This window comes from Paractinoplanes durhamensis (assembly GCF_016862175.1).
In the GTDB taxonomy this organism is placed as follows: Bacteria; Actinomycetota; Actinomycetes; order Mycobacteriales; family Micromonosporaceae; genus Actinoplanes; species Actinoplanes durhamensis.
On sequence record NZ_BOML01000064.1, the window covers coordinates 14,247 to 33,987 of the forward strand.

At 71.0% G+C, this 19,741-nt stretch carries 16 protein-coding genes; 6 read left to right on the forward strand and 10 right to left on the reverse strand.

Going from position 1 to position 19,741, the window contains the following annotated elements; translation table 11 throughout:
• From Adu01nite_RS38990 to Adu01nite_RS39000, 3 genes are all read right to left on the reverse strand, one after another.
• A complete protein-coding gene (locus Adu01nite_RS38990; protein ID WP_203734361.1) occupies positions 1–693 on the reverse strand; it encodes a ferritin-like domain-containing protein in 693 nt (230 codons plus the stop codon).
• A gap of 99 nt (positions 694–792) precedes the next feature.
• The gene (locus tag Adu01nite_RS38995; protein ID WP_203734362.1) at positions 793–1,473 is read right to left on the reverse strand and encodes a response regulator; all 681 of its coding nucleotides are present in this window, start codon (positions 1,471–1,473) and stop codon (positions 793–795) included.
• Positions 1,470–2,603, reverse strand: coding sequence for a sensor histidine kinase (locus Adu01nite_RS39000; RefSeq protein WP_239133050.1), 1,134 nt, complete (start codon positions 2,601–2,603; stop codon positions 1,470–1,472). The genes Adu01nite_RS38995 and Adu01nite_RS39000 overlap by 4 nt, the downstream gene beginning before the upstream one ends.
• Before the next feature lie 178 nt (positions 2,604–2,781).
• Here Adu01nite_RS39000 and Adu01nite_RS39005 point away from each other — a divergent pair, with 178 nt between their 5' ends.
• Both Adu01nite_RS39005 and Adu01nite_RS39010 read left to right on the forward strand, forming a co-directional pair.
• Positions 2,782–4,941, forward strand: a complete 2,160-nt coding sequence (locus Adu01nite_RS39005; RefSeq protein ID WP_203734364.1) for an MMPL family transporter — start codon at positions 2,782–2,784, stop codon at positions 4,939–4,941.
• Positions 4,942–5,047: 106 nt separating this feature from the next.
• Positions 5,048–5,590, forward strand: coding sequence for a DUF4352 domain-containing protein (locus Adu01nite_RS39010; protein WP_239133038.1), 543 nt, complete (start codon positions 5,048–5,050; stop codon positions 5,588–5,590).
• A 69-nt stretch (positions 5,591–5,659) separates the two neighbouring features.
• Here Adu01nite_RS39010 and Adu01nite_RS39015 read toward each other — a convergent pair whose 3' ends face one another.
• The 5 genes from Adu01nite_RS39015 to Adu01nite_RS39035 form a co-directional block, all read right to left on the reverse strand.
• On the reverse strand, positions 5,660–5,824 hold the full coding sequence (locus Adu01nite_RS39015) for a hypothetical protein (protein WP_203734365.1): 165 nt from the start codon (positions 5,822–5,824) through the stop codon (positions 5,660–5,662).
• A gap of 27 nt (positions 5,825–5,851) precedes the next feature.
• Positions 5,852–8,788, reverse strand: coding sequence for a helix-turn-helix domain-containing protein (locus tag Adu01nite_RS39020; RefSeq protein ID WP_203734366.1), 2,937 nt, complete (start codon positions 8,786–8,788; stop codon positions 5,852–5,854).
• 205 nt (positions 8,789–8,993) lie between these two features.
• Positions 8,994–9,554, reverse strand: a complete 561-nt coding sequence (locus tag Adu01nite_RS39025; RefSeq protein WP_203734367.1) for an AAA family ATPase — start codon at positions 9,552–9,554, stop codon at positions 8,994–8,996.
• Positions 9,555–9,570: 16 nt separating this feature from the next.
• Positions 9,571–10,254 carry a hypothetical protein gene (locus Adu01nite_RS39030; RefSeq protein ID WP_203734368.1) on the reverse strand — a complete coding sequence of 228 codons (684 nt, stop codon included), beginning with the start codon at positions 10,252–10,254 and terminating at the stop codon, positions 9,571–9,573.
• 141 nt (positions 10,255–10,395) lie between these two features.
• A complete protein-coding gene (locus Adu01nite_RS39035; protein ID WP_203734369.1) occupies positions 10,396–11,769 on the reverse strand; it encodes a M4 family metallopeptidase in 1,374 nt (457 codons plus the stop codon).
• Between the two features lie 106 nt (positions 11,770–11,875).
• On the opposite strand from Adu01nite_RS39035, the gene Adu01nite_RS39040 reads away from it, so the two are divergent.
• On the forward strand, positions 11,876–12,625 hold the full coding sequence (locus Adu01nite_RS39040; protein WP_239133039.1) for an NPP1 family protein: 750 nt from the start codon (positions 11,876–11,878) through the stop codon (positions 12,623–12,625).
• Here the strand turns inward: Adu01nite_RS39040 and Adu01nite_RS39045 are convergent.
• Together Adu01nite_RS39045 and Adu01nite_RS39050 are read right to left on the reverse strand one after the other, a co-directional pair.
• Positions 12,603–14,198: a xylulokinase gene (locus Adu01nite_RS39045; RefSeq protein WP_203734371.1), complete on the reverse strand. Its 1,596-nt coding sequence runs from the start codon at positions 14,196–14,198 to the stop codon at positions 12,603–12,605. The genes Adu01nite_RS39040 and Adu01nite_RS39045 overlap by 23 nt on opposite strands.
• 1 nt (position 14,199) lies before the next feature.
• A complete protein-coding gene (locus tag Adu01nite_RS39050) occupies positions 14,200–16,416 on the reverse strand; it encodes an aminotransferase class III-fold pyridoxal phosphate-dependent enzyme (protein WP_203734372.1) in 2,217 nt (738 codons plus the stop codon).
• A 93-nt stretch (positions 16,417–16,509) separates the two neighbouring features.
• Between Adu01nite_RS39050 and Adu01nite_RS39055 the strand changes: the two genes are divergently transcribed.
• From Adu01nite_RS39055 to Adu01nite_RS39065, 3 genes are all read left to right on the forward strand, one after another.
• Positions 16,510–17,649, forward strand: a complete 1,140-nt coding sequence (locus Adu01nite_RS39055) for a helix-turn-helix domain-containing protein (RefSeq protein WP_203734373.1) — start codon at positions 16,510–16,512, stop codon at positions 17,647–17,649.
• Positions 17,650–17,764: 115 nt separating this feature from the next.
• A complete protein-coding gene (locus Adu01nite_RS39060) occupies positions 17,765–19,519 on the forward strand; it encodes a cellulase family glycosylhydrolase (RefSeq protein WP_203734374.1) in 1,755 nt (584 codons plus the stop codon).
• Positions 19,516–19,701 carry a hypothetical protein gene (locus tag Adu01nite_RS39065; protein WP_203734375.1) on the forward strand — a complete coding sequence of 62 codons (186 nt, stop codon included), beginning with the start codon at positions 19,516–19,518 and terminating at the stop codon, positions 19,699–19,701. The genes Adu01nite_RS39060 and Adu01nite_RS39065 overlap by 4 nt, the downstream gene beginning before the upstream one ends.
• The last annotated feature ends 40 nt before the right edge of the window (positions 19,702–19,741 follow it).

A 19,741-nucleotide genomic window follows, 5' to 3' on the forward strand; every position in this document is an offset into this window, starting at 1 on the left:
CTACCGGGTGGACCAGTTCTGGAACGCGGCCAGGTGATGCTGCGAGGCCATCCGGAGCCGGGTATAGGCCTGCGTGACGTCGGGAGCGTTCAACCCGTCCAGGGCGGCGCTGAGATCGGCGATGTCGGTCTGCTCGACAGTGACGCCCGCCTGCAGCGCGGCGGCCCGGCCGGCCCGGCCCTGTGCCAGCAACCTGTCATAGGTCGCCTGCACCGTCGGGTCGCTGAACTGCCCGGCGGTCCTGCCCGCAGTCGGGTCGGCGACACCGTACCGGGTCAGCAAGGTCCGCACCGCGGCCAGGTGCTGGGTTTCCGAGGCGGCGACCCGGTCGAAGACGACCATGTCGTACTCGCCGGCGAACGCCGTGTACAGGTCGTATGCCAGCTTCTCCTCCTGCGCCATCGCGCCCAGCGTCGTCTTCTGCTGTTCAGTGAGCGTGCCCCTCCCGGCGGTGATCGCCGGATCGAGGCAGGTGCCGTCACGGACGCCGGCCCCCATCATCCCGGAGCCGCCCGGGCCGTACCCGAAGCCCATGCCGGAGCCGAACCCTCCCGGCCCCGGAGTTACCGCCGCCATCGGTTGGCCGGCGAACGGACCTACCCCGGCCAGCGCCGGAGCCGCCACCGCGATCCCGCCGATACCGAGAGCACCCGCGGCTACCAGAACCACCGTCCGGCGTGTCGTCGTCCTCATCGCTCCTCCACTCGTCGATCCGGTTGACACCCCTACCGTGACGCCGCGCTGTGCGGGCCGGATGGAACCGATGTGGAGAGCACGTGGAGAGGGGGGTGTTCAGCCCGGCAGTGGGTCGCCTGCGCGGAGCAGGCCGCCGCGGTAGGCGAGGACCACGAGCTGGGCTCGGTCGCGGGCGTCCAGCTTGGCCATCGCCCGGTTGACGTGGGTCTTGACGGTCAGCGGGGAGACGTAGAGGCGGCGGCCGATGTCGTCGTTGGAGAGGCCGTGCGCGACCAGGACGAGGATCTCCCGCTCGCGCTCGGTCAGCAGGGCCAGCGCGGCCGCCGTCTGCGGTGGGGCCGGGCGCAGCTGGTCGAGGAAACGGCCGACCAACCCTCGGGTCGCCCGTGGGGACAGCAGCGCCTCGCCGTCGGCCACCACCCGGATCGCCGAGACCAGGTCGGCCGGGGGGACGTTCTTGCCGAGGAAACCGCTCGCGCCGGCCTCCAGGGCCAGCACCACGTTGTCGTCCTCCTCGAACGTGGTGAGCACCAGAACGCGTACCCCGGAAAGGGTTTGATCCTCGCAGATCCGGCGGGTTGCCTCGATGCCGTCGGCGTGCGGCATCCGGATGTCCATCAGCACCACGTCGGCCCGGGTGGTGCGGGCCAGCTCGACCGCCTCCCGGCCGTCGGCCGCCTCGCCGGCCACCTCCAGGCCCGGCTCGGCGTCGATGATCATTTTGAAGCCGGCGCGGATCAGCGCCTGGTCATCGGCGAGCAGTACGCGGATGGTCATGATTTTCCTCCGGTCGGCAGGACGGCCAGCACCCGATATCGGTCGCCCGGATCGACCGGCCCGGTGCTGAGCGTGCCGTGCGCGGCGGCGGCCCGTTCGCGCATGCCGAGCAGGCCGAAGCCGGAGCCGGCCCGGGTGTTCACCCGGTACGCGACGATGGTGTTGGTGATCTCGACGGTGATCGCGTCCGGCCCGTAGTCGACGGTCAGCGTGGCCGCGCCGTCGCCGTAGCGGTGCGCGTTGGTCAATGCTTCCTGCACGATCCGGTACGCGGCCAGATCGGTCACCACCGGCAGCGCCCGCGGCTCGCCGCGCAGCTCCGACCGCACCCGGAAGCCCGCCCCGCGTAGCCCGCCGATCAGCTCGGGCAGCCGGTCGAGGCCGGGGGTCGGCTCGGTGCTGCCCGCCTCGTCCGGGTCGCGCAGCACCCCGATCACCGAGTGGATCTCGCGCAGCACGGTGTCCGCGGCCTCGCGGATGTTCCCGAGCACCGGCCAGACCTGCTCGGGCTGCTGCCGCAGGACGTGCCCGGCCGCGCCGGCCTGCACGCTGATCACCGCGATGTGGTGCGCCACCACGTCGTGCAGCTCGCGGGCGATGCGCAGCCGCTCGTCCATCACCCGGCGCCGGGCCTCCTCCTCGCGGGTCTGCTCGGCCTGCCGGGCCCGCTCGGTGACCTCGGCGAGATAGGCCCGCCGCGAGCGCACCCCGTCGCCGATCCCGGCGCCCCCGAAGATCCAGGTGAACGCGGCCAGCGACTGGATCTTCCACCAGCCGGACGCGTCGACCACCAGGCCGGTTCCGAAGATCAAGATCGAGACTCCGGCTGCGTACGCGATGGGCTGCCGGGGCACCGAGAACATGACCACGCCCAGGGCCAGCAGGAGCCCGCCGGACATCGGCTGGACGATCACGGAGGCGAGCGCGCCGGCGGTGACCACGGCCAGGGTCGGGTACGGCCAGCGGCGGCGCAGGAAGACGGCGGCGACCGCGAGGCTGGTGACCGCGGTGCCGTGCCCGGTCTGGTTGGCCCGCTCGATCTGGAGGGTGGCGGCGGCCAGGAAGATCGCCACGCCGACGTCGGACAGGACGGCCCGGTGCCGCTGCCCCCACGCCTGCACCCGATCCATCACCTATGCACGGTAGGCGGCCGGGCCCAGCGGCGACGTCGTCTCGGGGGAGTAGCCCCCCGATCCGGAAATACCGCGGGTGCGGTAGGCGCCGACGCCGCCGGGACGACGACGCCTGGCGGGATTCCGGAAATCGTGGAGTGACACAGCTTCCCGACAGTTTCGGAGGACTCACCCGGTGGCGACTCTCCTGTACCGGCTCGGCCGGTTCTCGTTCCGCCGGCGCCGGCGGATGACGGCTCTGTGGGTGGTGGTCTTCGCCCTGCTCGGCCTGGGCGCGGCGACCCTGTCCGGGCCGACCAGCAACGCGTTCTCGATCCCCGGCACCGAGTCGTCGCGGGCGCTGGAGGTGATCGCCGAGAAGATGGGCGGCGGTGGCACCGCGAACACCGCCTCGGCCACCGTGGTCTTCACCGTCGGCGGCGACGCGACGCTGGCCGGGACGGCGCAGCAGGCCGCGCTGAAGCAGGCGGTGACCGCGCTCGGTGCCGCGCCGGACGTCGCCGCGGTCACCCAGCCGACCCTCTCCGCCGACAAGCAGACCGCGTACGCGACGGTCAGCTACACGATCGGGCAGGCCGACGTCACCGAGGCCGACCGGGAGGCGCTGTTCGCCGCGGGCCGCACGGTGCAGAGCGCCGGCGTCGGGGTGGAGTTCGGCGGCACCGCCACCGAGGCCAACGAGGCCGGTGGTGCCACCGAGGTGATCGGCGTGGCGGTGGCCGCGGTGGTCCTGATCATCACGTTCGGCGCGCTCGTCGCGGCCGGCCTGCCGCTGCTCACCGCGATCCTCAGCGTGCTGGTCGGGATGCTCGGCATCCGGATCGCCACCGGCTTCTTCGACCTGAGCACCTCCACCTCGGCCCTCGCGCTGATGCTCGGCCTGGCGGTCGGCATCGACTACGCGCTGTTCGTGGTGTCCCGCTACCGGCACGAGCTGGCCGAGGGCCGCGAACCGGAGGACGCCGCCGGCCGGGCGCTCGGCACCGCCGGGTCCGCGGTGGTCTTCGCCGGGCTGACCGTGTTCATCGCGCTGGCCGCGCTGTCGGTGGTCGGCATCCCGTTCCTGACCAGCATGGGCCTGGCCGCCGCCGGCACGGTCGCGGTCGCCGTCCTGATCACCCTGACCCTGCTGCCCGCCCTGCTCGGCTTCGCGGGCCGCAAGGTGCTGCCGAAACGGCCGCGGAAGGTCAAGGGCGTGGCGTTCGGCGAGCGCTGGGCCCGCGGCATCGTGAAGCACCGTGTCCCCGCCCTGGTGCTGACCGCGGGCGCGCTGATCGTGATCGCCCTGCCCGCCACCCAGCTGCGGCTCGCCCTGCCCGACGCCAGTACGGCGGCGCAGGACAGCACCCAGCGCAAGGCGTACGACCAGCTCGCCGAGGGTTTCGGAGCCGGTTTCAACGGGCCGCTGATCGTCGTGGTCGAGGCCGGCGCGGGTCAGGCCAAGACGGCCGGGGCGGCCGCCCAGAAGATCATCGAGGGGCTCGGCGACGTCGCCCTGGTCACCCCGCCCGCCGCGAACCAGGCCGGCGACACCGCGCTGCTCACCGTCATGCCGAAGAGCTCGCCGAACAGCACGGAGACCGAGGACCTGGTGGCCGCGATCCGCGACCAGCGCGGCTCGGTGTCCGGCGCGACCCTGTCGGTCACCGGCACCACCGCGCTCAACATCGACGTGTCCGAGAAGCTGTCCGCGGCGCTGCTGCCCTACCTGAGCGTGGTGGTCGGGCTGGCCATCCTGCTGCTGATGCTGGTCTTCCGCAGCATCGCCGTCCCGCTGAAGGCCACCCTGGGCTTCCTGCTCTCGGTCGCGGCCACGTTCGGCGCGGTGGTGGCGGTCTTCCAGTGGGGCTGGCTGGCCGGCCTGTTCGGGGTGGACAACCCCGGCCCGATCATCAGCATGATGCCGATCTTCCTGATCGGGGTGCTGTTCGGCCTGGCCATGGACTACGAGGTCTTCCTGGTCACCCGGGCCCGCGAGGAGTACGTGCACGGCGCCGGGCCGGACGAGGCGATCATCACCGGGGTGCGGCACGGCGCCCGGGTGGTCACCGCGGCCGCGCTGATCATGATGAGCGTGTTCGCCGGCTTCCTGCTGGCCGACGACGCGATCATCAAGTCGCTCGGCTTCGCGCTGGCCTTCGGGGTGGCGGTGGACGCCTTCCTGGTCCGGATGACGATCGTGCCGGCGGTGCTGTCGCTGCTCGGCCGGGCGGCCTGGTGGCTGCCGCGCTGGCTGGACCGGGCGCTGCCCAACGTCGACATCGAGGGCGAGAAGCTCAGCCGTACGCTCGGTGATCGCCCGGCCGAGGAGGACCGCCCCCTGGTGAGTGTCTGAAAATGGCGATCCGGCGAAACCGGTAGCTTCGGGGGTCCGGCTGACTCACAGTGAGGAGAGTCAGACCGGACCCTGGAGCGGCTCGATGGCGCAGTCTCGTCCCTCGTTGAACCCTCTTGTCGCCGTCCTGCTCGCGGTCGGCGCGGTGGTCGTCCTGTTCGGGGTCGGCGCCGCCGCCGAGCGTTACGGCAACAAGGAACCGGCCGCCGCCGCGGTGACCACGGCGCCGACCAAGAAGGCCACGGTCAAGCCGCCGGGCATCGACGATGCGGTCCGGGACGGCCAGTTCGAGTTCATCGTGTCCCGGGTCGACTGCGCGCAGACCAGCCTCGGGGTCGAGCACCTCAAGCGCACCGCCCAGGGCAAGTTCTGCGTGGTCAGCCTGTCGGTGCGGAACATCTCCGACGATTCGCAGTATTTTCTGGGCCACGCGCAGAAGGCGATCGACGCGGCCGGCACGTCCTACGGCAACGACGAGATCGCCGGCGTCTACGTCAACCGGGACACCCAGACGTTCCTGCAGAAGCTCGGCCCCGGCGAGCGGGTCGTCGGCAAGCTGGTCTTCGACGTCCCGAAGGCGGTCACGCTGACCACCCTGGAGCTGCACGACTCGCTGCTCTCCGGCGGGGTCGAGGTCAAGCTCCGCTGAGCGGCGGCAGCGTCAGGCTCACCCGGTACCGGGCGTCCCCCGCCTTGACCTGCTCGTCGGCCGACCAGGTCACCGGCCGGCGACCACCGCGTCGGCCACCGCGCCCGCGTGCCCCTCCGCGCCGAGCCCGGCGTCGCCGGTCTGCCCGGAGTGCTGCAAGACGTGCGCGGCCTCGTTCGCGGGCTTCGCGCCCACCGAAAGCTCATCCCGCGAGTTCCAGCTCCGAGTGGCCACGTCCTCCACCCTGTCAGCTGATCGTGGCTAGCGGTCGCCACCGTCCGCATGACCCTCGTCGGCCAGGCCGCGGAACCCCTCCAGGTTCTTGCGGAGGGGCGCGACCGCCGGATCGTCCGCGCCGAACACCCGGATCCAGTCGGCCAGCACCTCCTCGTAGGCCGCGACGGCGAACGCCGGATCACCGGACACCCCGCGGCTGAAGGCGATGTTGGCCCGCGCGGCGAAGACGTCCGCATGCTCCGGGCCGTGCTGTTCGATCAACAAAGGCAGCAGTTCCGTGTACGCCGTGGCCGCGCCCGCGGCGTCGCCGAGGTTGAGCCGCCATTGCGCCAGGACGCCCCGGAGCTTGGTGGTCTCCTCGTGGCCGGGTCCGCGCAGCACGGCCAGATCGTCGACCAGGTCGGCCATCGCGGCCACCATCGCCGGGAAGTCGCCGCGCTCCTGCCGGGCGAGCACGACCGCGCTCCGGACCTGCCAGGTCAGCGGATGGTGCGGGCCGTTGACCCGCAGGAACGCGGTGAGCATCTCCTCCGGAGCGGCGCGGCCCGGGTCGTCGCCCTGGGGGTCGCGCAGCAGGGCGAGCACGTAGCAGGCCTGCTGGGTGTAGTCGTGCTCCGGGCCGAGAACTCGCATCATGTCGTCGAGGAGCACGGTCAGGGCGGCGAGATCGTCGGTGACCCCGCCGATGTCGATGAGGTGCAGGCGGGTGTTGAGCGTGTCGGGATGATCCGGCCCGAGGACCCGCAGCCGATCCGCCAGCAACTCATGCAGAGCGGTCAACGCGGCCGCGGCGTCGCCGGCGTGGGCCATGGCGACCGCCAGCTCGTTGCGGCTGGCGAGGGTGAGCGGATGATCCGCACCGAGCACGCGGATCCGGTCGGCGACCAGCTGCTCGAAGTCGGCCACCGCCCCGGCTGGGTCACCGGCGATGCTGCGCCACCGGGCGAGCTCGTGCCGGGCACTGAGGGTGTCCGGATGATCGGGCCCGAGAACCCGCTCGGTGTCGTCGAGATTGGCCGCGAAGTCCGCGCACGCACCGGCCGGGTCGCCGGCCTCGCCGCGCCACGTCGCCAAATTGTGCCGGGTGGTCAGGGTGTCCGGGTGATCGGCGCCGAGGATCCGAATCCGGTCGGCGACCAGCGATTCGAGCTCGGCGATCGCGCCCGGGAGGTCGCCGGTCAGGCCGAGCTGGCGGGCCAGGGTGTGCCGGGCGGTGAGGGTGCTGGGGTGGCCGGCGCCGAGGACCCGGGTGCGGTCGGCGAGCAGGTGCCGCGCGCGGGCCAGGCTCGACGCGGTCCGGCTCTCGCCCTGCCAGATCGCCAGGTTGCCGCGGGCCGCGAGGGTGGCCCAGTGGTCCGGCCCGAGCCGGTCGGCGGCGCGCTCGTGCAGGCGCTGGAAGTGGGCGGCGGCGGCGGCGACCTGGCCGGCGCCGCCGAGGCTCTTGCCGGCCACGGCGAGCACCGGGTGGTAGCCGTCCGGCTCCCAGAGATGATCACCGGCGCACCGGTCGAGGGCGTCCGTGCCGGCGGTCAGGTGCTGGTTGAGGCCGGGGTCGCGGGAGTCCTCCGGCCAGACCTCGACCAGGGCGTCGGCCGCGGCCCAGGCCAGCTCGCCGAGCCGGTCGGCGGGCAGGTCGTCGAGGACCGACCGCTGGACGAGCGCATGCACCCGGACCACGTCGGCGTCGACCGCGGCCAGGCTGAACAGGTACAGCGAGCGCAGCCCGCGGTGGATCGTGTCCGGGTCGAGCTCCGGGCCGCCGGCGGCGTAACTCAGCCAGTTGACCGCGGCCGGGGTGCGGAACACCACCCCCGGGATCGCCGTGCCCAGCACGCTGGCCAGCTCCAGCACCGCCCGGGCCAGGCCGGTGGGTTCCTCGGCGTCGGCCGCCTCGATCGACAGCGACCAGGTGGCCGCGACCGTCGCGCGGTATTCGTCGGGGTTGTCGCGCGCCGGCGGGACGAGCTGGGCGAGCCGCCGGGTGCGGTCGGCGAACCGGCGCCGGTAGTCGCCCGAGGTGATGTTCTGATCGAGCAGGTAGGCGGCGGCCTGCCCGAGCGCGAGCGGCAGCCGGTCGAGGTCGGCGACCACCCCGGGCACGTCGTCGTCGAGCCGCCCGCGGAGCGCGGCGGACAGGTACCGCTCCGCTTCGTCCACCGTGAACACGTCGATCTCCACCGGTCGCCCACCCAGCCCGGCGACCGCGGCCTTGCGCAGGCGGGTGGTGATCAGCGTGCGCCCGGTGGGGGAAGAGACCGGTGGCCGGAGCCCACGCAGGTGCTCGGGGTCGCTCACGTCGTCCAGCACCACCAGCCAGCGCCGCGGGGTGGTGGCCAGCCAGGCCAGGAACCGCTCGGCGGCCCGCTCGCGATCGCCCCGCGCGGCCTCGGCGTACTCCTCGCCGGCCTCCGCCAAGCGGTCGACGATGGATTCCTGGGAGGCGGCGGAAACCCAGACGACGAGCGTGCCGGCCTTTTCCCGGCGGCGGGCCAGATCGGCCGCGAGCTGCGTCTTTCCCACCCCGCCGAGGCCGCTCAGCACCACCACCGGGGAGTCGGCGAGGGCCGCGGAGAGCTCGTCGACCACCTCGCGGGCCTGATAGCAGCCGGCCGCCAGCGGGATCCGGCCAACCGCCGGCGGCCCGCTCCTGCCCGATGTCGCGACCGCGTTCTCCTGCAGCCGGATCAGCAGTTTGTGCCGCTCGGCGAGGTCCGCCGCACGTGCCTCGCGGATCGCCGGACCGCCGTCGAGCCGGGCCACGCACACCGCGACGTAGGCGTCGATCACCGCCTGGTCCGGCACCTTCTTGAAGTCGCCGCGCTCGAGTTCGGACACCCGGGACCGGGAGATCCTGATCTTCGGGCCGAGGGCTTCGAGGGACAGGCCGGCGTCGGTGCGCAGCTGCCGCAGCCGCGAGCCGAACTCGCGGCGCATCGCCTCGACCGAAACGAACTCCTCCACCGCCGCCCTTTCCGCTCTCCGCCGCTCCGGAAGCGCCGTGACCTGCACGAACGCCCGCGATTTCCGGAACGCTCCGGAAACCGGCCGCCGGTGCCACCGATCGCGGGAGCCTCTTGGCACACCCACCACGAAGGAGGAACCGACATGCGGACCGTGGAAATAGTAGTCGCGACCCTACAGCTGGTCGCCGCCACGATCTCGACCGTCAACGCGGTGCTGCACCTGCGCCTGGCCCGTCGCCGTCGCTGACCCGGAGGTGCCGGTCGACCAGCCGCACCCGCTCCACCAGCGGCGCGACCGGCACCTCGATCAATTCAAAACCGAGTTTGCGGTACGCGTCGACATGGAACCGCTCGAACCGGATCGACTGTTCGAGGGTGATCCGGCGGGCCGCCGTCGGCGTGATGAACCCGAGCAGGTGAACGAAGAACACCCGGGAGTGGTAGATCCCGGCCGAGACGACCCGCTCGACCTCGTCGGCCAGGACCGGCGGCACCGGATGTCCGATGTAGTGCGCCAACGCCAGCGTGCAGATCGGCGACCGGTCGAAGACCTGAACGCCGGCGCCGGGCGGCGCCGGCAGTAGCTGCCGCTCGCGTTGCAGGAGCGCGATCGCCGCCAGGAAGTCCCCGTCGTCCGGCGGCTGCCCGCGGGCGATCACCTCGGTCGCCGCCTCCTCGACCACCGCGTTCCCGCGGTCGCGCAGGGCCTCGAGGATGGTCGTCTTCCCGGCACCCGGTGCGCCGGTGAGGATGTATCGGCGCACGACGAGCCCCTTCGCGTCAGTCGCCGGTCCCGGTCTGGAAGAGGATGCGGCCGTTCAGCGAGATGACCATGTTGCCGTCGGCCCGCAGGATCAGGACCGCGCCCGGGTTGCCCACGGTGCCACTGCTGAAGACCGCGGCGTTGCCCGCATCGTAGAGGACGAGGTGGCCGTCGTTCTGCATGACGAGTTTGACGCCGGTCGTCGTCCCGGTCTGCCAGACGGTCCTGCCCTGGTCCTGGAGCACGAGGTTGCCACCGCCGGTCACGGTGAGCTTGAGCCGGTTGGTGGCCCAGCTCTGCCCGGTGGTGAGTTCGCTCGTGCTCGCGATCACCTTCTCCGCCCACACCGGTGCCGTGGATCGGGTGGCCGGTGAGGGCGTGGTGGTCGTGACCGGCCGGGCGGAGGGCGCCGGCGAAGGAGAAGGCGAGGCGGAGGGCGACGGCTCGACGTAGACCGGGATCGAGGCATGGTCGCCCGGCACGTTCAGCACCGCGGCCGGCGGCGGCGGTGGCAGCGAGGCGTCGTCGTCATCGTCCCGGATCCCGGTGTACGCCGCGACGCCGACCCCGAGCAGGAAGGTGGCCATCACCGCGACCGGAATCCATCGAATGCTCCCGGATTCCCCGTCCTGGCCGTGCCGCGGCCGCCAGAAGTACCGCATGACCAGGCCCGCCCACGCCGGGCGATCATTCACAGTCATGGGGCCCTTCCGGCGTCGGGGAGATCAAGAGGGTACGTCGATCCACCCGTCACCCGGCTCACCCACTCGGCCGGTTGCCCTCAGCCGCGCGTCACCGCGGCGGTGCCCGGCCGCCCGCCGTGGCGGACGGCCGGGAGCCGGTCAGATGAAGCCGCGGGCGTGGAAAGCGGCGGTCACCGCGGTGGCGGCGGTGCTGCCGTACAGGGTCTGGGCGGCGGTCACCGTGGCGTTGGCGGCCGCGGCGAACGTCGTACTCGGCGTGAAGTTGAACTGGGCCTCGAGGATGATGGTGTTGGCGGTGGCGCGGCCGAGGGACGTGCTGATGTCGTACAGGGCGCGGGACCACATCTCGCCGTCGGCGTGTACCTCGTTCTCGAAGTCGCCGGGGTAGACCTTGGTGCCGTCGATGCGGCGCAGGCAGTGCGGCGTGGTGCTGGTGTAGGAGACCGCGTCCCAGTCGCCGATGCAGACCAGCGGCGTCACCGTGGTGTTGGTGCTGACCGCCGACGACATGGTGTAGGCCCAGTAGTCGCCGAAGCCCTCACCGATCGCACCGGACTGGCTGGACGAGCCGAACCCGGGCACCTGCGCGTCCTGGATGGCGTGGCCGTACTCGTGCCAGATGATCTCGGCGTCCTCGGCGTCGTCGACCCCACCCGTACCGAAGGTGATCTGATCGGTCGAGGGGTCGTAGTAGGAGTTGTCGTCGGTGTAGCCGGTGGTCTTGTACTTCTGCGCCGAGTTGTTGACGTCGGTGAAGCCGAGACTCTGGATGTACTCCTGCGCCGAGGTGATGCTGTAGTACCCCATGACCTGCTCGAACCCGGCCTGCGCCCGGGTGTACGTGTAGGCCCGGGTGCTGGAGGTGACCCCGCTGCTGCTCTGGTTGCTGGCGTAGCTGCCCCGCAGCGTGGTGACGCCGCTGGTCAGCTGGGTCAGCGTGACCGTCTTGTAGGCGGCGGTGAAGGTGCTCGCGGCGGTGGTGTCCTTGAGGCTCTCGTTCTGCAGCGTCACCACCGGGTTGGGGCTGAACACCTGCCCGGAGCCGTCGACCTCCTTGACCGTGCTCTTCTCGGAGAGCGTGGTGCCGCTGGCCGCGTCGACGACCGACTCGACCGTGCCGCGGGCCGTGTCGGTGAGCACCAGCCAGCCGAGCTTGGCGGTGTCACCGGGCACGATGACCGCCCGCGACCGCAGCAGCGTCCCGGCGAGGCGGCCGGTGACCGACGACTCGGCCCGGCCCTGGGCAACCGCGGCGCTACGAGCAGGAATCCCCTTGATCGCGATGCGGCCGTCGGCGACCGCGGTCGCGCCGGCGCGGTCGGTGTGCGTCGCGTAGTAGCCGCCGAGAACCGGCACGCCGTTGTAGGTCTGCTGATACCAGGTGTGCGTGCCGAGAAGGGAGTGCTTGGTGGCCACCAGGGTGAGGCCGTCCGGGGCCGCGTGGGCGGCGCTGCCGCTCGCGACGATGACCAGTCCGACGATGCTGCCGATGGCGGCGAGGCGCTTCATCATGTCAAGCATCATATTGATGCATGTAAACCTAAGAGGGGATCGCGAACAGGTTATATCGCCCCTCAAGTCGTTGCCTTCCGGATCAATGGAAGTCACGCTCTTCGATATGAAGAAGCTCGTCGGCGGCGCCCTCGGCCTCGCCATCGTGATCATCGCGGCCACCCCCGCATTCGCCGCGGTGCCCGCGAAACTGCCCGGCAAAGCCGAGGCGATCGAGACCAAGTGGCAGCCGGCCTACGACTACGACACCGACGGCTGCTACCCGACCCCGGCGATCGGACCGACCGGCGTCGTCAACGGCGGCCTCAAGCCGGGCGGCTCGCTCAGCGGGGAGTGCCACGACACGTCCGATCTGGACAACACCAACGGCTACGCGCGCTACAAGTGCAACAACGGGTGGTGCGCGGTCGCGTACGGGCTCTACTTCGAGAAGGACCAGGCGCTCGCCAACAGCTCGATCGGCGGGCACCGGCACGACTGGGAGCACGTCGTGGTCTGGGTGCAGAACGACGTGGCCAAGTACGTGTCGACGTCGGCGCACGGCGACTTCAACATTTTTGCTTCTACCAGCGTCCTTTGGACCGGCAACCACCCGAAGATCGTCTATCACAAGGACGGCGTCAGCACCCACGACTTCCGGCTCGCCAACTCGGGCGACGAGCCGCCGGAGAACGCGTACGCCGCCTGGCAGTACCCGACGCTGGTCGGCTGGACCGGCTATCCCTCCACCAGCATCCGGGACACGCTGAGCAACTACGACTTCGGCAGCGCCAACTTCGGCCTGAAGGACGCCAACTTCGTCAACCTGATCACCGAGGCGAAGCCCGCCGGGATCAGTTTTGACCCGGCCGGTTGAGCCTCCGATAGATCGGGGCCAGCTGCTTGTGTAAGAGCGTGTAGGTCTCGTAGATGCCGTCGTAGGTGGCGCGGTCGGCACCGGGCTCGAAAACGTGATCGTTGCGGGCCAGGTCCGGGATGTCGGCGAAGTCGATCATCCCGGCGCCGACCGCGCCGATCCAGCCCGCACCGCGCGCGTTGACCACGACCGGGTTGGCGTCCCGCCGGATCTCCATGCCGAGCACGTCGGCGAAGATCTGGCACCACGAGTTGGAGCGGGCGGCCCCACCGGTGATCACCATGGATTGCACGGGGGCGCCAAGAAACTTGTCCACCGCCCTGGCCATCCACCGGGTGTTCAGCGCGACCCCCTCGAAGACCGCCCGCAGCAGGTCGGAGCGGGTGGTCTCGAGCGAGATGTTGAGGAAGCCGGCCCGCAGGTTCGGATCGTCGACGGGCGCGCGCTCGCCGTACAGCCACGGCATGTAGAGCACCCCGTCCGCGCCGGCCGGCACCGACGGAATGATCTTGTCGAACGCGTCGAAGATGGTGCCCTCGTCCCGGCTGACATGCCCCGCCGAGACGATCGGGTCGTCGAACTCGACGATCTTGTCGCGCAGCCAGGTCAGGTTCGCGCCCGCGGTGGCCTGCAGCGCGGTCATCAGGTAGCGGTCCGGCAGCGCGCACGGGATGGACGCGATCCCGCTGACCACATCGGTCTTCTTGGCCGGCACGTGCGCGCAGATCCAGGACGACGTCCCGAGGTAGAGGTGCGGCTCGTTGTCGCGGATCGTGCCGGCCCCGATCGCGGCCGCGGTGTTGTCGATCGCCCCCGCTACCACCTGCACCGACGACGGGAGTCCGAGGTGATCGGCAGCCTGGGGGGCAAGCCTGCCGATCACCTCGGTGCACTTGACGATCGGCGGGAACTTGTCCGCGTCGATCCCGCTCGCCGCGACCAGCGCGGGGGAGTACTTGATGTCGGTGGCGACCCGGTTGTCGGTGACCCACGAGGTGAGGATCGAGTCGACGGTCGCCACCGTGCGCCCGGTGAGCTTCAGGTTGATCCAGTCCAGGACGTTGAGAAACGTCGCCGTCTTCGCGTAGATCGCCGGCATCTCGTCGCGCACGAGCAGCATGTGCGCGGCCGGATCCTTGCCGGTCACCGACGGCATGCCCCCGGTCAGGCGCAGCCATCGAGCGATTTTCAAGACCGACATTCCGGAGTACGCCGGGAAGCCGCCGAACTGCTTCTTCAGATGTGCCGCCCCGCGCATGTCCAGCCAGCTGATGCACTGGGTGAGCGGCTCGCCGTTCGCGTCGACCGCGATGGTGCCCTCGCCCTGGGTCGAGGAGCAGATCGTGGTCACCGCGCGCAGGTGCTCCGGGAACTCCCGGCCCAGGTCGGCGACCGCCTCGGCGAGCGCGTCCCACCAGGCGACCGGGTCCTGCTCGGCACCGCCGCCGGGCAGCACGACCAGCGGCACCGGGCGCTCGGCCCAGCCGGTCACCGTGCCGTCCGCGGCGACCAGCGCGGCCTTCATCCCCGAGGTGCCGAGGTCGATCGCCAGAATCTGCGGGGCTACGGCCAACTCAGACCCCCTCGACCAGCGCGAAGACCTGGTCGAAACGGGTGAGGGCGTCGTCGATGACCTCGTCGGTGTCGGCCATCGAGGTGTACATCCGGGAACCGGCAAGGGTGATGATGCCGTGCGCCGCGTACGCCGCGCCCATCTGCTCCATCAGCGTCTTGCGCTTCTTGTTCTCCTTCAGCAGCTTGATCGGGTCGCGCATGCTCAGCAGCATGACGCCGCTGCACTCCAGGTGCACGATCGACCCCTGGTTGTACGCCACGTAGGGCAGCCCGTACTTGTCGATGAGCCGCTGCAGGCCGCGGGTGAGCCGGTCGCCGGCCCGCCCGGCGATGACCGGCGCGTTGGTCCGGGCCATCTCCTCGATCGCGAAGTGGCCGGCCGCGCAGGACAGCGGGTTCGCCGACAGGGTGCCGCCGACCTGGATGTGCGCGCCGCTCTTGCCGTCCAGCCCGGAGCCGAACACGCTCATCACCTCGGCGCTGCCGCCGACCCCGCCGGCCATCGGGTAACCGCCGGAGACCGCCTTGCCGAAGACGGTGAGGTCGGGGTGCACGCCGAAGTAGCCGGCCGCGCCGCCCATCCCGGTGCGGAAGCCGGTGACCACCTCGTCGAAGACCAGCAGCGCGCCGAACTCGTCGCACAGTTTGCGGACGGCCGCGTTGTAGTCGTGCGGAACCGGCCGGGTGCCGGACTCCGGCCCGAACGGCTCGACGATGACCGCGGCGGTGCCGCCCCGGAGACGGTTCTCGACCAGCTTGCGCTTGAGCGTGCCGAGATCGTTCGGGAAGGCCTCCCGGGTCCGCTCGGTGGCGCCCCACGGGATGCCCTTGGCGTTCATCCGGAAGCTGCCCGGCACCCGCAGGCCGTAGACCACGGTGTCGGACCAGCCGTGGTACGCCCCGCCGACCTTGATCACCATCTTCTTGCCGGTCTTGGCCCGCGCGGCCCGGACCGCCGCCATCACGGCCTCGGTGCCGGAGCCGAGCGACCGGTACATCTCGATGTGCGGCATGTAGCGGTTGATGCTCTCGGCGAGCTTCAACTCGTACTCGTGGAACAGGCCGGTGACCGGCCCGCTCTCCCGGATCACCACGGCCACCTGCTCGTTGACCGGACCGTAGTTGCTGCCCAGGATGGTCGGCCCGCCGGCCTGCAGGAAGTCGATGTAGACGTTGCCGTCCCGGTCGGTGAGGTGCGCGCCCTCGGCCCGGTCGACGGCGAGCGGGAACGGGTAGTTGAAGGCCAGGTTGTGCTGGACGCCGCCGGGGATCCGCTTCTTGGCCCGCTCGGTGATCTCCTTGCTGGCCGTGCACTTGGTCTCGAAGTAGTTCAGCGTGTCGAGCAGGGCGTCGTGCCGCAGGCCGCGGATCGGCTGGGCGACCAGGGCCTTGAGCCGCCGCATGGTGTCCTCGACGTCGAGGTACTCGCTGATCATGTAGCCGTGCTCTTCCGGCGCCGATTTGTCCGCTTCGGCCACGACGGCCGAGGGCAACTCCTCGTCGTCGGGCACCCGGATCGGCTCGACCGCGTCGACGATCTGCGACGCGATCCGCTTCTCGTCCTTCTTCAGCTTGCCGAACGCGATCTCCCGGATCGTGTTCGGAATCGTGTAGACCTTGCCGGCCTCGGTGGTCAGCGCCATCAGATAGGCGATCGACACCTTCTCCAGCAGCGCCATGTTGAACACCGCGCGGGTCGGGTCGGTGCCGACCGCGACCACCCCGTGGTTGGCGATGATGAACGCGTTGTCCCCGCTCGCCACCTTCTTCTGCACGTTCTTGGCGAGGAACCCGGTGCCGCTCGGCGCGTAGTCGATGATCGCCACCTCTTTGCCGAGGAAGCGCACCTGTTCATCGGTCAGCGCCGGGATCGGCTTCCGCAGAAAGGCCAGCGCCGACGCGTACGGCTGGTGGGTGTGCACGATCGCGTTGACGTCCGGGCGCTCGCGGTAGATGTTGGCGTGCATCCCGCACTCGATCGACGGCACGAGCCCGCCCGCGCCATCCGGATCCGGCACGTGTTTGCCCTGGAAGTCGACGATGCAGACGTCCTCGGCCCGCATCTTGTCGTAGTCGTAGTTGCTCGGCGTGACGGCGTAGAGCTCGTGGCCCGGGATGCGCACCGAGACGTTGCCCTCGGTCGCCTTCAGGTATCCGCGCTCGAGCATCGTCCGGCACATCTCGACGACATGGCGGCGGGACGACAGATGCTTCATGTAGCCATCGTCACCCATCGCGCCGGTACAGACACCGTAGTCCGGCCAGCAATCCTTGCCCCCGCCGTTAGCACGCCGTGCTAAAAAGGGCCGATGACGACTCCGTGGCGGCGGGTTCCGGCCGATCTGGCCGCCGCCATGCGCCCCCGGCTGCCGGACACCGTCCCGGTGATCGCCGCCGCGGTCGCCGACCTGAACCCGGCCACCGGCGCGAAGTTCGAGCGCGACGTCACCACCGCCGTCCAGGTCGCCCTGGACCGTTTCCTCGACCTGGCCGGCACCGACGAGCCGGCCCTGCCGCCACGGATCCGCGAGGTGTTCGTGGCGCTCGGTGCGGCCGAGGCCCGCGAGAACCACGGCCCGGAGGTGCTGCTCGCCGCCCTGCGGATGGCCGCCCGGCTGCTGCTGCGCACCGCGTCGCAGTCGCTCGCCGACTCCCGCCCGGTCACCGTCGAGGAGATCATCGACCTGTCCGACGCGACCAGCGCGTTCGTCGACGAGCTGGCCGCGGCCTGCACCGAGGGCCTGGCCCGGCAGCTGCGCGAGCAGGCCGGCGAGGGCGATCGGCGCCGGCGCCGGGCCGCCGACCTGCTGCTGCACGGCGGCGCCCCGGCCGAGACCGCCCGCGAGGCGGTCGCCGCGATCGGCTGGCCCGGCCTGGACCGGGTGGTGCCGGTCCTGCTCCCGCCCGATCAGGCCCGGGACGCCCAGTTCCGGTTCGCCGGCGACGGCGTGGTGGCCGAGCGGGCCCGGGACGCGGTGCTGCTGCTGTGCGCCGGGCCGCGCACCGAGCGCGCCGAGCTGACCGAGTCGCTGTCCGGCCGGTCCGCGGTGATCGGCCCGGCGGTGTCCTGGACCGAGGTCCCGGGCGCGGTCCGGCTGGCCGAGCGCGCGGCCGAGCTGGCCGGTGAGGGCGAGGCGCCGGTTTTTGTCGAGGACCACTTCGCCGCCCTCGCCCTGCGCGGCGAGCCGGGTGCGATGGCCGCCCTCGCTGCTCGCCGCCTCGCGCCGCTGGCCGGCCTGCGTCTCGCGCAACGTGACCAACTGCTGGTCACGCTGGAGTCGTGGCTGCGCAACTGGGGTTCCCGGACGGCGGTGGCGGCCGAGCTCTACGTCCACCCGCAGACCGTCAGCTACCGCCTGAACCGCCTCCGCGACCTGCTCGGCGACGCCCTGGAGGACCCGGCGGCCCGCTTCGAGCTCCAGCTGGCGCTGGCCCACCGTCCTATTTAGGCCCCATTTAGATGTTGTCCCGGAATAGACGACGGTCGTTGTGCTGCATTGATGAACATGATTAATTTTCGGTTAAGTTCGGCCCCCCGCTTCCCGCACGATGACGGGAGACGTCATGCGTACGCTCGCGGTTGTCGGTGTTGTTCTTGCCCTTCTTCTTCCGACCGAGCCGGTGCTCGCCGCGGACGCCTCGGCGCCGCTGGTCACCGTGGATGGCACCCGATTCGTCGACAGTCACGGCCGGGAAGTCGTGCTGCGCGGCTTCAACGTCTCCGGTGAGGTGAAGCTCGCCGAGAAGGGCGGGCTGCCGTTCGGCAGTGCGGCCGATGCCCGGACGCCGGCGCTGGCCATGCGCAATCTCACCAACGCCAACAGCGTGCGGTTCCTGCTCTCCTGGGCGGCCGCCGAACCGACCCGCGGGGTCATCGACACCACCTACCTCGCCAAGGTGGCCGAGCAGGCCGGCGTGTTCGCCGATCTCGGCTTCGAGGTGCTGCTCGACTTCCACCAGGACCTGTTCTCCCGGTATCTGTTCAACTCCGGCAGCTGGTACACCGGCGACGGCGCGCCGCAGTGGCTGGTGCAGGCCGGTGCCTACCCGCAGGAGAGCTGCGGCATCTGCGTCACCTGGGGGCAGAACATCACCCAGAACGCGGCGGTCCAGCAGGCCACCTACGACTTCTGGCACAACCGCATCCTGACCGAGCGGGACGCTTTCCTTGCGTACGCAAAGCAGGTCTTGGTTTATCTTCGGGCCAATCTCGGCGATGCCCGGTTCGCGCGGATGCTCGGCGTCAACCCGTTCAACGAGCCGTTTGCCGGCACCTACGACAGCGGGCAGAACAGCCGGACCTGGGAACGGGACGTGCTGTGGCCGTTCTACGTGCAGTTCCGCGGCGTGATGGACGCGGCCGGGTGGGCCGAGCGGCCGGCGTTCGTCGAACCCAACCTGTTCTGGAACGGAAACGTCTCCCAGCAGGCCGGCGGATTCCTCGACAGCGGGGCGATCGGGCCGCGCTACGTGTTCAACTCGCACTTCTACGACCAGCAGGCCATCTCCGGCGTACTCATGTGGGGCAAGGCCACCGATGGGCAGGAGAGCGACGACTTCGCGGCGATCCGGGACCGCGCGGCCGCCCTGTCGGCGCCGGCCTTCGTCAGCGAGTTCGGCCATCCGCTCACCGGCTACACCTCGGACAAGGCGCCCAGCGTCGACAAGGCGATGTATCAAGGTCTCGACTCGCGGCTGCCGGGCGCGCAGTGGTGGACCGGCGTGGCCACGTCCGGGCCGGTGCTCTCCGGCACCCAGTGGCAGTGGGACATCTACAGCGGACGGCACCACGAGCTGATGAACGGCAACGCCGACAAGGTCCAGACCGCCGGCGACGGCTGGAACGGCGAGGACTTCTCGGCGGTCGCTCTCGACGATGCGGGTACGGCGTACCTGCGCCAGGACGCGCGCCTGCTGGACCGCGTCTACCCGGCCGCGGTCGCCGGCCGGACCCTGGCGTTCGTCTACGAGGACCGCTCCCGCGACGGCACCAGCCCGATGTCCTGGACCCCGGTGCCGTCCCGCCTGCCGAACGTGACGACCACCGTGAACGGCAGCCGCTACGCCGTGCTGGTCTGGCGTTCCGGCGGCGACGGTGCCGCGACCGAGGTGAAGCTGCCGGCCGGTTTCCGCAACACCGTCGTCGCCGATGTCACCTATGCGATCGCGGCCGACGGCCGCACCCTGTCGCTCACCGGCGGCGGCACGGCCGGCGTCGTGCACTTCGCCCTGATCACCGACGCGGTGGCGCCGTCCGCCACCGTCCTGGCGGCCGCCCGGACCGAGCTGTCCGGCTGGGCAGCGGCCGCCTTCGGGTGACGACGGGACCAGAGCTGCGTCATCACGTCGCGCAGCGTCGTCACCTGCTACGCCACCGCGGCCGAGGCCGCACCCTGTCGTCCTGGCGCAACAACCAGCCGACCTTCCTGACCGGTGGCGGCAGCTACTCGTCGAACGTCGGCACGGTCTGGAACGACACCGCGGACTCCGTCGAAGGCTGACGTCTTGATTGCACCGAGGGGCGGCTCCACGGGACCTGGG

Bases quoted from the DNA above. Each gene is read 5' to 3' on its own strand.
- Adu01nite_RS39000 (WP_239133050.1), bottom strand. From the start codon at position 2,603: ATGGATCGGGTGCAGGCGTGGGGGCAGCGGCACCGGGCCGTCCTGTCC.
- Adu01nite_RS39050 (WP_203734372.1), bottom strand. From the start codon at position 16,416: ATGAAGCATCTGTCGTCCCGCCGCCATGTCGTCGAGATGTGCCGGACG.
- Adu01nite_RS38995 (WP_203734362.1), bottom strand. From the start codon at position 1,473: ATGACCATCCGCGTACTGCTCGCCGATGACCAGGCGCTGATCCGCGCC.
- Adu01nite_RS39040 (WP_239133039.1), top strand. From the start codon at position 11,876: ATGAAGAAGCTCGTCGGCGGCGCCCTCGGCCTCGCCATCGTGATCATC.
- Adu01nite_RS39055 (WP_203734373.1), top strand. From the start codon at position 16,510: ATGACGACTCCGTGGCGGCGGGTTCCGGCCGATCTGGCCGCCGCCATG.
- Adu01nite_RS39030 (WP_203734368.1), bottom strand. From the start codon at position 10,254: ATGACTGTGAATGATCGCCCGGCGTGGGCGGGCCTGGTCATGCGGTAC.
- Adu01nite_RS38990 (WP_203734361.1), bottom strand. From the start codon at position 693: ATGAGGACGACGACACGCCGGACGGTGGTTCTGGTAGCCGCGGGTGCT.
- Adu01nite_RS39035 (WP_203734369.1), bottom strand. From the start codon at position 11,769: ATGATGAAGCGCCTCGCCGCCATCGGCAGCATCGTCGGACTGGTCATC.
- Adu01nite_RS39060 (WP_203734374.1), top strand. From the start codon at position 17,765: ATGCGTACGCTCGCGGTTGTCGGTGTTGTTCTTGCCCTTCTTCTTCCG.